Source organism: Microbacterium sp. KRD172 (assembly GCF_017168295.1).
Lineage (GTDB): Bacteria > Actinomycetota > Actinomycetes > Actinomycetales > Microbacteriaceae > Microbacterium > Microbacterium profundi.
The window spans coordinates 2,275,075-2,289,614 of the sequence record NZ_JABFAS010000002.1; the positions used below are offsets into that span (position 1 = coordinate 2,275,075).

Annotated in this window: 18 protein-coding genes; 6 read left to right on the forward strand and 12 right to left on the reverse strand. The window is 64.1% G+C overall.

Annotated features, from left to right (window positions below; genetic code table 11):
* Positions 1-93 precede the first annotated feature (93 nt).
* The gene (locus J1M43_RS11340) at positions 94-1,503 is read left to right on the forward strand and encodes an MDR family MFS transporter (protein WP_084595753.1); all 1,410 of its coding nucleotides are present in this window, start codon (positions 94-96) and stop codon (positions 1,501-1,503) included.
* A gap of 17 nt (positions 1,504-1,520) precedes the next feature.
* On the opposite strand, the gene J1M43_RS16985 is transcribed toward J1M43_RS11340, so the two are convergent.
* Positions 1,521-1,649, reverse strand: a complete 129-nt coding sequence (locus J1M43_RS16985; protein ID WP_268746239.1) for a hypothetical protein — start codon at positions 1,647-1,649, stop codon at positions 1,521-1,523.
* Between the two features lie 93 nt (positions 1,650-1,742).
* Between J1M43_RS16985 and J1M43_RS11345 the strand changes: the two genes are divergently transcribed.
* From J1M43_RS11345 to J1M43_RS11365, 5 genes are all read left to right on the forward strand, one after another.
* Positions 1,743-2,270: a DUF6328 family protein gene (locus J1M43_RS11345; RefSeq protein WP_033104817.1), complete on the forward strand. Its 528-nt coding sequence runs from the start codon at positions 1,743-1,745 to the stop codon at positions 2,268-2,270.
* A gap of 15 nt (positions 2,271-2,285) precedes the next feature.
* Positions 2,286-2,864: a 1-acyl-sn-glycerol-3-phosphate acyltransferase gene (locus tag J1M43_RS11350; protein ID WP_033106184.1), complete on the forward strand. Its 579-nt coding sequence runs from the start codon at positions 2,286-2,288 to the stop codon at positions 2,862-2,864.
* A gap of 152 nt (positions 2,865-3,016) precedes the next feature.
* Entirely contained in the window at positions 3,017-3,316 is a 300-nt protein-coding gene (locus J1M43_RS11355; protein WP_206476727.1) for a Fe-S cluster assembly protein HesB, read from the forward strand.
* 135 nt (positions 3,317-3,451) lie between these two features.
* Positions 3,452-4,018 carry a carboxymuconolactone decarboxylase family protein gene (locus J1M43_RS11360; protein WP_206476728.1) on the forward strand — a complete coding sequence of 189 codons (567 nt, stop codon included), beginning with the start codon at positions 3,452-3,454 and terminating at the stop codon, positions 4,016-4,018.
* A gap of 75 nt (positions 4,019-4,093) precedes the next feature.
* Positions 4,094-4,435 (forward strand): LysR family transcriptional regulator, encoded by a 342-nt coding sequence (locus tag J1M43_RS11365; protein ID WP_206476729.1) that lies wholly within the window; start codon positions 4,094-4,096, stop codon positions 4,433-4,435.
* A gap of 5 nt (positions 4,436-4,440) precedes the next feature.
* Here the strand turns inward: J1M43_RS11365 and J1M43_RS11370 are convergent, their stop codons facing one another.
* The 11 genes from J1M43_RS11370 to J1M43_RS11420 all read right to left on the reverse strand — a co-directional run.
* Positions 4,441-6,063, reverse strand: coding sequence for a thiamine pyrophosphate-binding protein (locus tag J1M43_RS11370; RefSeq protein ID WP_206476730.1), 1,623 nt, complete (start codon positions 6,061-6,063; stop codon positions 4,441-4,443).
* 101 nt (positions 6,064-6,164) lie between these two features.
* Entirely contained in the window at positions 6,165-7,301 is a 1,137-nt protein-coding gene (locus J1M43_RS11375) for a S9 family peptidase (RefSeq protein ID WP_206476731.1), read from the reverse strand.
* Entirely contained in the window at positions 7,298-8,551 is a 1,254-nt protein-coding gene (locus tag J1M43_RS11380; protein WP_206476732.1) for an NAD(P)/FAD-dependent oxidoreductase, read from the reverse strand. The genes J1M43_RS11375 and J1M43_RS11380 overlap by 4 nt, the downstream gene beginning before the upstream one ends.
* Complete coding sequence (locus tag J1M43_RS11385) at positions 8,551-8,754, reverse strand: ferredoxin (RefSeq protein ID WP_206476733.1); 204 nt, start codon at positions 8,752-8,754, stop codon at positions 8,551-8,553. Before J1M43_RS11385 ends, J1M43_RS11380 begins: the two co-directional genes overlap by 1 nt.
* Before the next feature lie 30 nt (positions 8,755-8,784).
* Positions 8,785-9,987: an amidohydrolase gene (locus tag J1M43_RS11390; RefSeq protein WP_206476734.1), complete on the reverse strand. Its 1,203-nt coding sequence runs from the start codon at positions 9,985-9,987 to the stop codon at positions 8,785-8,787.
* The gene (locus J1M43_RS11395) at positions 9,984-10,568 is read right to left on the reverse strand and encodes an amino acid synthesis family protein (protein ID WP_206476735.1); all 585 of its coding nucleotides are present in this window, start codon (positions 10,566-10,568) and stop codon (positions 9,984-9,986) included. The genes J1M43_RS11390 and J1M43_RS11395 overlap by 4 nt, the downstream gene beginning before the upstream one ends.
* Before the next feature lie 43 nt (positions 10,569-10,611).
* Positions 10,612-11,394 carry an SDR family NAD(P)-dependent oxidoreductase gene (locus tag J1M43_RS11400; RefSeq protein ID WP_206476736.1) on the reverse strand — a complete coding sequence of 261 codons (783 nt, stop codon included), beginning with the start codon at positions 11,392-11,394 and terminating at the stop codon, positions 10,612-10,614.
* Complete coding sequence (locus tag J1M43_RS11405; RefSeq protein WP_206476737.1) at positions 11,391-11,669, reverse strand: hypothetical protein; 279 nt, start codon at positions 11,667-11,669, stop codon at positions 11,391-11,393. The genes J1M43_RS11400 and J1M43_RS11405 overlap by 4 nt, the downstream gene beginning before the upstream one ends.
* A gap of 12 nt (positions 11,670-11,681) precedes the next feature.
* Positions 11,682-12,206, reverse strand: coding sequence for a 3-phenylpropionate/cinnamic acid dioxygenase subunit beta (locus tag J1M43_RS11410; RefSeq protein ID WP_206476738.1), 525 nt, complete (start codon positions 12,204-12,206; stop codon positions 11,682-11,684).
* Positions 12,206-13,522, reverse strand: a complete 1,317-nt coding sequence (locus J1M43_RS11415) for an aromatic ring-hydroxylating dioxygenase subunit alpha (RefSeq protein WP_206476739.1) — start codon at positions 13,520-13,522, stop codon at positions 12,206-12,208. Before J1M43_RS11415 ends, J1M43_RS11410 begins: the two co-directional genes overlap by 1 nt.
* Positions 13,523-13,553: 31 nt before the next feature.
* A partial coding sequence (locus J1M43_RS11420; protein ID WP_206476740.1) for a dihydrodipicolinate synthase family protein occupies positions 13,554-14,540 on the reverse strand: 987 nt, incomplete at its 5' end.

A 14,540-nucleotide genomic window follows, 5' to 3' on the forward strand; every position in this document is an offset into this window, starting at 1 on the left:
GCCACCCCCATCCACTGAGGAGACGCTTTGGCCACCACATCCACCGGTTCGGTACCCGCCGTCAAGACGGAACCGACCATCGCACCATCCGACATGCGAGTCATCTGGCTGCTGCTCGTGGCAGCCTTCGTCGCGATCCTGAACGAGACGACGATGGGGATAGCGATCCCCCATCTGAACGCCGACCTGGGCATCCCACCGGAACTCGGCCAGTGGCTCACCAGCGCGTTCATGCTCACGATGGCGATCGTGATCCCCACGACCGGTTTCCTGCTTCAGCGCTTCACCACGCGCCAGGTCTTCATCGCCGCGATGTCGGCGTTCTCCCTCGGCACGATCGTGGCCCTCATCGCACCAGGCTTCGAGGTGCTGCTGGTCGGACGCGTGATCCAGGCCGGCGGTACCGGCATCATGATGCCGCTGCTGATGACCACGATGATGAATGTTGTCCCGCCGCAGTCCCGCGGCCGGATGATGGGTCGTGTCGGCCTCGTCATCTCGCTCGCTCCGGCGATCGGTCCGACACTCGCGGGTGCCGTGCTCGAGACGCTGAGCTGGCGCTGGCTGTTCGCGATCGTCCTGCCGATCGCCCTCGTCTCCCTCGCCATGGGCGCGAAGTGGATGACGAACCTCGGCGAGACGAAGAACGCTCCGGTCGACGTACTGTCGATCGTCCTCTCCGCCTTCGGCTTCGGCGGCGTCGTGTACGGTCTCAGCCAGTTCGGCGGCGCAGGCGAGTCGAACGGCACGACGATCGGCGTCGTCTCACTGGTTGTCGGCGGTGTGTCGCTCGCACTGTTCGTGTGGCGGCAGCTCGTGCTGCAGCGCGTCGACGACGCGCTGCTCGACCTGCGCGTGTTCCGCTCCGGCAACTACACGATCGCCGTCATCGTCATGGGCATCCTCGCCCTGTCGATGTTCGGAACGCTCACGCTGCTGCCGCAGTACCTGCAGAACGTCGCGGGACTCGATGCGCTGCAGTCCGGCCTGATCCTGCTTCCCGGGTCGATCCTGATGGGACTCCTCGGCCCGATCATGGGTCGCATCTACGACGCCCGTGGCACCCGCACGCTGCTCATCCCCGGCACGATCATGGTGTCGGCAGCGCTGTTCTTCTACTCCACGGTCGGCGAGCACACGCAGTGGTGGATGCTCGTGATCTCGCAGACCTTCATGTCGGTGGGTCTCGCGATGTCGTTCACACCGCTGTTCTCCGCATCGCTCGGATCGCTGCAGCGTCACCTGTACTCGCACGGTTCCGCCGTGCTCAACACGATCCAGCAGGTCGCCGGTGCGGCCGGCGTCGCTGTACTGACGGTCACCTACTCGTCGATCCTGCACGCCGGCGAGAGCGAAGGACTGTCGACGGCGGTCGCCGGCGCTCCGGGAGCGCGCATGGCATTCCTGATCGCGGCCATCATCTCGCTGGGATCAGTGGCCTTGAGCGCGTTCATCCGCAAGCCGGCGGATGACGTGGGCGGGGAGTTCCACAGCGGTCACTGACCGCCGGCGGAGATGCCCTACCCGGGCAGGGAGCAGGAACCGCCGCAGCAGCTGCCGGCGTTGTCGTCACCCAGCAGATTCAAGCCTGCGGGGATGACAGGGACGTCGACCGCAGCGGTCGATTCCGAGGTCTCACGAATGGTCATTGTTCCATGCTACGCCCGAGCACGGACTGCGGCGTCAGGCTCGCATCGGGCGCGGCTCTGGACAGTTCGACAGTCGTGCCCAAAACTCGGAGTATGAACGACTCCCCTGACGCGAGCAAGGACGCGCGGCTCGACGCGGAAACCGATGGGCGTGCCGGCGCGAAGCGTGACGGACGCGACGAGACGCGCGATGAACGCGCGGATCGCAATTGGGAAGAGCTCATGCAGGAACTGCGCGTGATGCAGACCGGCACGCAGGTGCTTTCCGGTTTTCTGCTCGCGGTGGCGTTCCAGCCGCGATTCACCGAGCTCGACGACCTGCAGCGCACGCTCTACATCGTGCTCGTCGGCCTGGCGGCCCTTGCGACCGTGCTCGCGCTGGCACCGGTGGGGATGCATCGGTCGCTGTTCGGCCGGCACCGCAAGCCCGACCTCGTCAGGTTCGCCTCGCGCATGGTGCAGGCCGATCTGGTCGTGATCGGCCTGTTGAGTGTCGGTGTCACGACGCTCATCGTCGACTTCACTGTGGATCGGACGACGGCGACCGTCGTACTGATCGTGGCCGCTGTGGTGGTCCTGGCGCTCTGGGTGCTCCTGCCGCGACTCATCGACAGAAGGTGAATGGCCTACGGTTATGTGGTGAAACGAATCCTCGCGCGTGCATTCTGGACGCTCAGTCGTTGGACGCTCAAGGGCGACGAGGTGCCGGCCCGACCGACGATCCTCATCGGGGCGCCGCACACTTCGAACTGGGACTTCGTGTTCATGCTGGCGATCGCCTGGCAGCTCGGCATCGACGTGCACTGGCTCGGCAAGAAGAGCCTGTTCGCCGGTTGGCGCGGACCGATCATGCGTCGCATCGGCGGCGTGCCGGTGGATCGGGACGACCCGAGCCGGGTCGTCAAGGATGTGATCGCACAGGTGCATTCCGGTGAGGTGTTCGCACTCGTCGTCACGCCGGACGGCACGCGCGGCGGCAACGAATACTGGAAGTCGGGCTTCTACCGGATCGCCACGGAGACCGGTATGCCGGTGACTCTCGGCTACGTCGATCGCACAACCATGACGACCGGTCTCGGACCGACGTTCGAGCTGACCGGAGACGTCGCCGCCGACATGGACCGCATCCGAGCGTTCTACGCCGACAAGGCCGGCGCCCGGCCGAACAGGCGCACCGAGCCGCGGTTGCGGGAAGAGCGCGGCTCCGACGACTAGGGTCGCGATCGCCCAGGGTATCGGTGGCATCGCGCGAAGTTGTGAGGAACCTCCGAATACCCGGGCGCAGGTTGATCCTCTCCCCCGATGTGCGGAATCGTGGCCCGGACATGTTCTGACCGGAGCATGTCCGCAACCGGAAGGAGAGCGCTGTGCTCACCCTGACCGAAAATGCAGATGCCGTCGTCACCACGATCGTCGGCCGCGAGGATGCCAGCGCAGACGCGGGGCTTCGCATCCAGACCGCGGAAGGACAGGGCCCGAATGGCGAATCGCGTTTCGCCGTTCACGTCGTTCCCTCCCCGGAACCCGCCGACGTCGTGATCGACGGGGTCGGCAGCCGCGTGTTCCTCGAGGAGAACGCCGCCGAGGCGCTCTCCGACAAGGTGCTCGATGCCGGTGTCGATGAAGAGGGAGCGGTCAGCTTCACGATTCTGCCGCAACCGGCCTGACGCGCGGGCAGAAGATTTTCGGGGGTGGGATGCGTGCCGCATCCCACCCCCGATGCGTTCGCCCTTCTCTGTTCGACGACAACGGAGTAGCGTGCGTCCATCCGACCGACACGGCCGAATGGAGAGGAATGCATCATGATCATCACTCCACCGTCTGCCGAGGAGGTCACCGGACACGCGGCGTCGATGTACGACAGCGACACCCAGGACGACGGTTTCGTGTTCGCCCATACCCAGGTCATGGCGATCAACCCCGAGGCGCACGAGGCCTTCGAACGTCTGATCAAGGCGGTCGTCCCGTCGATCGGCATCGAGGTCTATGAGGCCGCGACGCTCGGCGCGGCTCGCGCCATCGGCTCGTCGCACTGCCTCCTCGCACACGGGCGCAAATCGCTGCGCGCGGGGGTTCTCGATGACGCGGGACTGCGCGCGTTCGCCAACCGTGACGACTCCGGTTTCAGCGCCGCGGAACAGGCGGTGATCCGATATGCGGAGCAACTGTCGACGAGTGCTTCCGCGATGACGGATGCCGATGCTCAGGCCCTGCGCGACGTCGGGTTCTCGGACCGTCAGATCGTCGACATCACGTTGGCGGCCGCCGCCCGCAATCTCTTCAGCCGTGCTCTGCTCGCCCTCGATGTTCCCGTCGACGTCGTGCCAGGTCTCGATCCCGCGACCGCCGCAGCGCTGACGACTCGCTGAGCCTGTCCGCGCGATCGTGGACGACGCGTACGCTGAGTAGCGGCCGCACGACCGATGCGGACAGGAAGGCATCCCGTGAACATCACGCTGCTGCGACGTTTCGTCGCCGTCGCCGAGGAGCTGCACTTCCCGCGTGCCGCTCAGAAGCTCGGCATCCCCTTGCCCTCCCTGTACTCGTCGATCGACAAGCTCGAGGAGGAGGTCGGCCAGCCCCTCGTCGCCCGCGAAGGCGAGACGAGGCTGACATCCGTTGGCCTGCTCCTGCTGCCCGAGGCGCAGCGCGAAGTCGCCGCGGCACCGCCCGAGGCGAAGAAGCCGGTGAAGGCCGGCGGCAAGGCGAAGGCGTCCAAGGGCAAGGGCCGCGCACCCGTCGTGAAGGGTCAGCCGAAGCCGTACAAGAAGCGTCAGGGCCGCTGAATGTCCTAGTGCTCGCCCGGCGAAGGAACCGTGTCACGGTCGAGAACGACCTCTACGACGAGCGGTCCGTCCAAGTTCGCGACCGCAGAGCGCACTTCGTCGAAATCGCTCCAGTGAGTGACCCTGATCCCCTTCGCGCCGAGCGAACTCGCGATGGCTGCGAAGCTGGGCCACTCGAACGTCGTGAGCGAAGCATCGGTCTCACGCTCGATGAAGCGATAGTACTCGGCACCGTATGCGCTGTCATTCAACAGGCAGACGACAACGTTCAGCCCATATCGCACAGCTGTATTCAGCTCCGTCAGACCACCGAGCATGAACCCGCCATCGCCGACGATCACCAGGCACGGTGCATGAGGCCTCGCGACCGCCGCGCCGATACCTGAACTGACACCGAGACCGATGTGGCCGATGTTCAGGCAGTGCGCATAGAAGCGAGGGTCTTGCACAGTCATGTTCCGTAGTGCCTCGTGCGAGAACCTTCCACCATCGATTGTGAGCGAGCGATCTGGCTCGACGATCTCATCCATCAACTGCAACACGCCGGTGATGTCGAGATCAGTGTCCGGCCCCCGTTCGGTGCGGTCTTGCGCATGCCACTGCGCAAGCCTCTCGCGTAGTGAGTCGGAGCGCCCCTGGAGCGGTGGAACTTCTGCTTCATCGAGCAGTTCGGTCAGGGCGATCGCCGTCGCCCCGGCATCGGCGACGACCGCGATCGTCGCCGGCCAGAAGCGACCGATCTTCTCCGCGCTGATGTCGATCTGGATGATGCTCTTACCTCGCACGAGGTCGCCTTTGAGCGTCGTCAGCGCGCTGAGCCCAGCGCCGAATGCAATGATGCAGTCAGCGGCACCGATCACCTCGGACGCGATGGGATGAGATAGCGTCCCACAGATGCCGAGGTTGAAGGGATCGTCGTCGAATAGTCCCTTTCCTCTCAAAGTGGTCGCTACAGGTGCTCCCAATCGCTCAGCGAACGCAGAGACATGGTGGAGTGCGTCCGTCGCACTCACCCCGCGACCAGCGATGACGACCGGTCGTTTCGCCCCGAGAACCATCGACGCGACTTCTTCGAGATCTTCACGCATCGGCGTCGTGACGCCAGGGTAGATCGCGCCAGGGGCGTCAACCCGTGCAGCGGATTCGGCGAGCTGAAAATCGGAAGGAATGGCGAGCACGACGGGACCACGACGCGCACGGGCCTCGGCAAGAGCAGCCGCAACGTCAACGGAGATGGTGTCTGGCGAACGGACCTCGCGATACACAGCGCCGGTGGGAACGACGATGTCACGCTGTGGCAGGTTCTGGAGATGAAACGCTTCTTCGCGGGCGGTGTCTCCGGAGATCACCAGTACGGGGTTCCCGCCACGCGCTGCCTCGAAGAGACCCGTCACACAGTTCAGAATGGCGCCGTGCGTCACGGTCGCCACACCGACGTCGTCAGCGACGGAAGCGTAGGCGGCCGCCATCAGCACAGCACCGCCCTCGTTCGCCGCGGCGATGAACTGACCGCCTTCGAGGCGGTGGAAGCTATCGGCGATATACATGTTGGCATCGCCCATGAGGCCGAACATCACCTCGACGGAGTGGGCGCGCAGTGTCTGTGCGACGACATCGTTAAGCAGCATGCTGTACCTCTCTGTGCAGCGGGCCCGGCGCAAGCGCCGCGCATATCAAAGGGCGGCGGTGTGGCCGAGCGAACCCTCCCGGCCACACCGTGTGAATCCAGTCAGATCCTGCTCAGGAACCAGTCACCCAGTCGGGCTCCCGCGACCGACATGTAGTCGTAACTGCAGTGCAGCGAACCGGCACCATCGTAGATGTCGACCGTGACGTCATCCGAAGTCAACGCCGCGACGAAACGGTCAGCTCCCTTGATGTCCATGATGATGTCGGCGGTGCCGTGCATCACGTACACGGGGATCTTGAGCTTGTCCGCAACGCCGTCGAGAGTGAACTCCGCGAGCTTCTCCCGCGCCTCGGCGTCGTCCTTGGAGCCGCTGAGCCACTGCAACTGCTTCTGCAGCGGCGGGTAGAACTCGTAGAAGTCGGTGAGGATGCTCCACGTGCCGCACCAGGCGGCAACTGCCTTCACCCGTGGCTCGAAGGCCGCAGCACGGGGCGCGTAGTATCCGCCGAAGCTCACACCGGCAAGTCCGATGCGGTCTGCATCGACGTCGTCGCGCTTCTCGAGAACGTCGAGGATCGCCGCAACGGGGACTTCGTAGTCCGGCCGGCTGTACATCTCCTTGAATCGCAATGAGCTGCCGCGACCCGGGGTGTCGATCATCACGACGTTCATTCCGCGCGCGGGGAACTCGGTGCCGCCCAGGAAGTACAGCTCCTCCGCCCAGGAATCGGCGCCGCCCAGGAACAGAACGGTCGGACGTGCCGCACCCGAGTTGTCCGGACGCACGACATAGCCGTCCATCGTCTTGCCCTCGAACGGGATCGAGATGCGCTCGATCACGCCGTCGGACAGTTCCACTGCCTTCTGGAAGTTCTTGGTGCCTTCGACGTAGGCCTCTGTGCGACGTTCGTCGAAAGAGTCGAGGAAGAACTCCGAATGGCGCCAGTAGCTCATCGAACGGAAGAAGGCACGGCGGGCGGTCGTGATGTTACCCGCGTCAAGCGCTGCCTGCGCGGATGCGGCGACGTCCTTGGCCGTCCGGCTCCATTCCTGCTGCCAAAGATCCTCGTCAGTGCTCTCGGTTCCGATCCGCGCCGCGGTGCGGGCGCACTCGAAGAGATCTGAGCCGCCGACGGCGACCTGCGAGAGCAGACGCATGGTCTGCAACGACCAGTCCTCGTCCTGCGGGAAGAGCTCGATCAGTGAAAGTGCGTCGCCGTTGCCATCTGTAGTCATGCGGTTCTCCTTTGATATTCGTATGAGGGGTTATGAGTGCGAGATTGAGCTTTCTGACGGATGGGCGAAGCGCCCGCTCCTGCCGGCTTCTCCTCCCAGGGCGTGCGCGAGTGGATGGCCACTTTGTACTTCGCCATGTCGCGGGGGGATCCGACGCAGACGGCTCCGATCAGCAGACCATCGCGGCCATAGGTCACGACGAGCTTGTCTTCATCGAGCCTCTCGACGCGGCTGTCGGTCGCACCCTTCGTGCGTCCGACGAAGCGCATCTTCGTGTCGTGCTGGTCAGTCCAGAAGTACGGCACCGAAGCGAAATCCTGTCCGGCGCCGAGCAGGGTCGCCGCAGCGTGGCGTCCTTGATCCACGGCGTTGGACCAGTGCTCGATGCGCATCCGCTCCTCGAAGATCGGGTTGCGCCACGAAGCGATATCGCCGGCGGCCACGATGTTCGGCACGGATGTGCGCAGATCAGGGCCGCAGACGACGCCGTCGTCGACCTCGATACCGCTGCTTGCAAGCCATTCGACGGCCGGAACAGAACCGACACCGGCCACGACGACATCTCCCCTGACGATTCGACCGTCGCTGAGCGTGATGGATGCCGCGCCGGCTGAGACATCCACTGACGCGAGTGTCGAGCCGCATAAGACGCGTACGCCGTTGCGCTCGTGCAGTTCGCGATACCAGTGGCCGACGTCGTCGCCGAATCGCCGAGACAGCGGAGTCATCGACGCCTCGATGACAGTGACATCGAGGCCGAGCTTTGCGGCAGCGCCGGCGACCTCCAGCCCGATGAAGCCCCCGCCGACCATCACAAGGTGTCGTCCGGCAACAAGTTCGGGCCTCAGCGCCGCTGCGTCCTCGACAGACCTCAGCACGTGTACGCCTGCCGCGCCGCCGGCGACGTTCAACGCACGGGGACGCGATCCTGTTGCCAGCACCAGACCGTCGTATTCGAGCTCGGTTCCATCGGCAAGTGAGAGCTTCCCCGTTCTGGCGTCGATCCCTCTCACTGCTGTACCGAGCCTCAGATCGATTCCCTGCTCGTCATACCAGGAAGCCGGACGCAGAGCGATCTCTGCCGGATCGAGCTCGCCGAGCAGCACCTGCTTCGACAGCGGTGGGCGGTCGTACGGGCGGGAGTCTTCTGCAGAGACCAGCGTCACATCTCCGTCGAAGCCGTGCTCGCGCAGCGCCTCGGCAGCGTGCACGCCCGCGAGGGATCCACCGACCACCGTGATGCGTCGCATCAGAGATCCTCGATGTGGATCGCCTGTGCGGGGCAGCCCCGCTTGGCGCCTTCAGCCTGCGAACGCAATGCCTCGTCGAACTCGTCCCCCAGGACGATGGCCTTGTTGGTGTCGTCATCGATGTCGAAGAGTGCTGGCCCTTCGATGAGACAGTTGGCGTATCCCTGGCACTGGATCAGGTCGACGGTGACTTTGAACGTCATTTCTTCACTCCTTCGGGTGTGGCGATTCGCTTAGTGGCCCGAGGCTTCGAGGTGCTCGATTCGCGGCGAGACCTCGGCGGCCCGTGCAGCCTGCGGGGTGTTGCGGCTGCGCAGTGCGCGGATCACACCTCCGGTGATGACCGCAGAGATGCCGGGAATATCGCCGACGGACAGGGCCCCGAGCGCGTCGTCCTTCGTAGAACCCCATGGCGCGTCCATCACGATGATGTCGGCTGCGCGTCCCGGCGCGATGAATCCGGCGGGAAGATCCCAGACGTTGGCGTTGTTGCCCGTGGCGGCTGCCCAGACCATACCGGGAGCGACGTCCGAGAGCGACGAGAGCTCGGCAACGGTCTTCATGACCCCCAACGGCATCACTCCCGTCCCGGTCGGTGTGTCAGAGCCGATCACGACCCGCTCGAACACGTCAGTGTCCGTTGCCCGATTGATGATGCGCACAGCCGAGCGGATGTTTCCTGCCTGCACCAGTTGCAGGGCCATCGTCGTCTCGTCCATGATGCGGTCGACGCCTTCTTCCGCGAGCGAAGTCGGTCCGCCGTTGACATGGCCGCACACGTCCGGAGCCAGCAGCATCAGGTGCTCGGGGGTGATGGGCTTGCTGCCGGGGATGCTGGCGCCGCCGGAATGACTCATCACCGTGATGCCGTATTGCTTGGCCCACGTCACCTGCGGAAGGCCGTCAGCGGGGTCTGCGAACTTGCCGAAGCCGAACTTCGCCAGATGCACACCGGCCGCCTGCAGGTCGGCGAAGTCCTGCTTCTGCAGGGTCGGCTCGAGCACGACAGCACCGGCATGCACGGTCATCCCGTTCGGGTGGAAGTTGTCGAAGCACTCCTTTGCCGCGATCGCGAGCGCTTTCACTCCGGACGCTGTGCTCGGGCGCCCCGGTGCGTGGATCTCACCCGGAGATACAACGCTGGTGATACCGCCGTGCACGTAGCTGGCGAGAAAATCCACAGTCTTCTGCCGTGGCGTGTAGTCGCCGAGCACGACGTGACAATGCGAGTCGATCAGACCGGGCGCCACCGTTGTGCCGACGGCGTCGACGACGAACTTTGAGGCCTCGACGTCGCGCTGCAGATCGGACTGCGAACCGACAGCGGTGATCACGCCGTCACGGATGATGATGGTGTCCGCATCGTCGATGATCGGCGCACGCCAGTCTCCGGAGAGGATGGTGCCCGCGCCGATGACGGCAAGCGAGCCCTTCAACGGCTCTTCTCTTCCACCTCGGCGATCGACATACCGCCGACACGCGCGTTGATGCGGCCCCGGTTGGTCACCGCAGCGATGAGAACAAGCTCGTCGGCGTGCGGGGCGTCAGGAACGCGCACCTCCATGGAATCGTAGTGCGAGCGAACCCAGACGTCGTCCTTATAAGCCGTCGGCACGTCGATGATGGCACCGGCGACACCGGGTTTCGTGGCCGAGGTGATCCAGGCCGCACCGCCACCGATCGCCTCTCTGAACGCATTTCCGAACACCGAGGTCAGACAGGCATTGATGTGCTCCTGCTCGCCGGCGGCACCGACCAGCCCTGCCTTGCCATAGCTCTCGACCGTGCTGCCGAGAAGACGCGCTGCCTCTTCGCCCAGATGGGTTCCGATCTCGGCAGAGGCGTCGATGAGCACGGCGAGATCTTCGACGTATCCCCGTCCCGCGAATGGATTCTTCACGACGACGCAGACCGCGACCTTGCGAAGCGGACCGCCGGCATCATCCCTTCCTGCGGAGGAGCGGACCTCTTCGATCTGCGCGAATGTCTTGCGTACCTGAAGCGAGTTCTCAGCCATTTTCTTCCTTAATCTTGTTGGTTCACGGTGTCGCGCATACTCATCAGAGTCGGCGACCGCCGTCTGTGCGGATCACGACCCCGGTCACGACACGAGCGTCGACCGGATCAGCGAGGAATCGATACGCGCCGCTGTGGTCCTGCGGCATCGCTGTGGTTCCCAGCAGCGTGCCCGCAGCAATGCGTTCGTCGCGTCCGGAGACCTTGTCTGCTGTCGTCGTCTGGCCTAGCGAGGTCAGCCCGCCGAACCTCGTCCCGCCTGTGCCTCCGGGAGCCACGCCGTTGACGCGGATGTCCGGTGCGAGCTCGGCGGCAAGGTGATCGACCATGCCGCGCAGAGCCCATTTCGACGTGCCGTAGAGCACTCCCCCGCCGATGGCGTTGAAAGCGGATTCGGAGAGCGTGAGGGTCAGCGAGCCACCGGCCGACCGCAGTGCGGGTGCCGCGAGATTCGCTGCGAGCAGAGACGCACGCACGTTCACTCGCCAGACCTCATCAGCCGCCGCCATCAGTTCGTCCACAGACAACTCGCTCACCCGCGAGTAGTTGTCGAACACTCCGACACCGCTGGTGAAGTGGTGCAGTCCGCCGTGCTCATCGGATGCTGCGTCAATCGCCGACCTGAGGACATCGGGGTCAGTCGCGTCGCCGACGATGACCTGAATGCGGCCGCCAGATGTCTGATGAACCGAGTCAGCGCCCGCGGCAGAGCGGTTGAGAACAGTGACCTTGGCGCCGTCGCGGTCGTACCTCTCGGCCGCTGCCCTTGCGATGCCGGACCCTCCGCCCGTGACGAGGATGTGCAGTCCGGCGAGCGACCCGGTCATGCGCCAGGGGTCCTGGTCAGGAGTTTCGTGATGAACTCGGGCTCCTGATAACTGAGAGCATCGAGAGCCACCGCGTCGAACCGCACGCATGTGCCTCGCCGCGGAGACCAGAGTTCGAGCCTCACGCCGTTGCGGGTCGAAACCTTGCGCACGACCACGTCGGCGAACTCGTTGGCGATGACGATGGGGCCGGAGTTCCCACCATCCTGGGGGAACTCGAACTCCTCTCCCTCGTCAGGGTTCTCTGCCTGTGGCGCAGACGTCGTATCAGCCATGATTCGCTCCACTCAGATGAAGATGGACAGATTGTGCGCGTTGATGACGGCCTGGTCGATTGCGGCATAGCGGCGCGCGATCTCGAAGCTGGCATCGACGCGGCGTATGAGGTCCTTGCGGAACACCGACACGAAGTTCGGCTCGATGCTGTCGCCACGGCTGCGATAGATCAGGCAGTAGGAGCTGACCTCGTACTCGTCATCCTTCTCGCCCTGTTCTACGAGCACGTTCGTCACGTAGTGGCGCGTGCGAGATGGCGGCTGTTCCGCCCACGCGAAATCCGTTTCCAGCCGGCGCACTCGCACCTCGAGTGTCTGCTTGTTGTCTTGGAAGATGCGTCCGGTGGGCGAGAGTTCCCATTCGGCGAGTCCCTCGCGTACGACGCGCAGCGGCACGTCGTAGGTGATGTCTTCGGCAAGAAACTCCAGCCAGTCGCGAAACCGGCGCTCATCGACGGCCAGCGCTTCACGAGCGATGAACTCCTTGATTTCCTCCTGAGTCGCGCGATCAACGGTGCTCAGCGCGGTAGCACTCATCACGCCTCCCCCAGAAGATAGTCAGCCCACCGGCCCCAGAGATTTCGGAAGTTCGAGTCGTTCACATAGGGCTTGACCACGTGACCGGGCCCGGGGAAATCCTCATCGCGCTCGGTCTGCATGCCCATGAGGTATGGGAAGTCCAGGTCCTTGGCGACCGATGACTTCGCCATGCGAGTCAAACGCGCCCAGTTCTCCAGGTCGTCCTGCTCGAATGTGCCCGCCTGGGCGAAAGCCAATGTGTAAGCCTGATAGGCCGCTTCCTTGTACTCGTCCGACGCGTCCTTGGGCACAAGGCACCACGAGTACATCTCGCACTTGCCCGGGCCGATCGGGTGATACAGGCGCATCGTGACGAAGCGCACGCCATCCTCGCCTGGGATCAGGCTGAAAGGCTGCATCAAGAACGACAGATTCGGAAAGACGGTGCCGACGGCCGTACGTGTGTTGCTGAAGACCTCGATCTGTTCGGGGCTGAAGCTGCGCTTCATCTCTTCGGTCAGCTCGTCGGGGAACCCCGCGAACGGAGTGAACCCTGGCGTATGCCCGAGACCGATACCGTGTCCCTTCCCCTGAATGCTCGCCGCCCAGCCCTGGCTGTGCGTCGCCCCAGTGGAGGGGAAGTATCCGAGGTTGAACCCGAACTGGTGCGCGACCGGTGTGTGATATCCGTCACCGGCGAAATTCTCCGCTGCGATCTTCCAGTCGGTCTCGGTGATCCAGTGATCAGGCGGGCCATGCACCTCGCTGCCGGCGATGCCCTGTTTCAGATAGAGGTCGAGGTAGAACTGGAACCCGCCAAGGTATTCTTCGAGCGTCGACGCATCCTGATTGAATGTGCCGAAGATCAAACCCGCATACGTATCGATGCGCGCCTTGACGAGGCCCCAGTCCTTCCTCTTCAGTTGTCCTTCATAACCCTCAGCCATGTACGGAACGCCGATGAGTTCACCGGAGTTCTTGTACACCCAGCCGTGGTAGGAGCAGCGGAAATGTGACGCATTGCCGATCTCCGACTTGCACATCATGTTTCCGCGGTGGCGACACATGTTGAGACTCGCGTGAATCTCTCCATGCTCATCCCGCGCCACGATCAGGTTGTTGTTCCCGATGTAGCGCGTGACGTAGTCGCCCGGATTCGGAATCTCGGACTCGTGCGCGAGAAAGCTCCATGCCTGCCCGAAGAGCTTCTCCTGCTCGAGGTCGAAGATCTCCTGGTCGTTGAAGACATGCGCAGGAAAGCGGCCCTGCGTGATGCCTTCGCGAATCTCGCGCAGACGCGCATCCGTGTGCTTGCTACCCGACTCCATTGTCATGATGACCTTCTGATCCCGTATCGGTTACTTGTTAGTTGGTGCTACGAGCACCCAGGCGGGCTTCGATCTCCGCACTGATCTGCTTGTAGCGCTCGACGTGCTCGAAAGTGGTGTCCCAATGCTTCTGAGGGACGAGGTCCTCGGTGTACGGGACGCGGCTCTTGCCGGTCTGGATGTACCCGGCCTTGTTGACGCGGATCTTCTCGAGCGGAATGTTGTACTTCGCGAACTCGAAGAAGTCCTGTCCGACGATGAACGGCTCGTGCGCCCAGCGCAGGCGCTCGGTGAGCCAGCGTGCGTCTTCGGTGCGCCCCTGTTGCAGCGCATCGCGCAGGTGCAGTACCGGGTCCGGTCCCATCGCCGTCGTTGAAGACCACGCCATACCGACGAGCTCTTCGCCGTACATCTCCCAAGCCGGGAACCAGTCGGTCTCGATCGGCATCAGCGGGAAGCGCGTCCCTGTGTGCGCCATGTCGTTGTGATAGCGGAAGCCGACCGACGCGCCACCGGCGTACTTCACCGCCACGACCTGGGGCAACTCGATGAGCGTGCGATACACCGACCGGGGAATGATGCCACCGAAAGCGGCTGTGTTGTCATAGACGACCATCGCCATCTCGGGGACGGCCTCGGCGACGTCACGGTAGAACTTCTCCATGACCGGGGCGACCATCTCGCCCCACATCGGGCGGCCCAACAGCGTGCCGGTGGCGCCGAGCTCGGACAGGAAGCGCGTACGGGCAATCGTCTCTCGAGTACTGAGGGTGGTGGCGCCGACGAAGATCGGGAAGTCCGCATTCACCGAATGAGCCGTCTGCACTGCGCACTCTGCGAAGGCCTTCCACTCATCGAGCGTCAAGGTCGCCATCTCGCCCAGGGTGCCGTTGAGGGCGATCGCATCGACGCCGTCGGCGATCAGCTGCTTGACCATGCGCTCGGTTTCGACGAGGTCGACGGTGTCCTGGGCCTCCACCTCATCGGCACCGGGAAGGGCCGGGGTGGGCGGGTACGACATGAC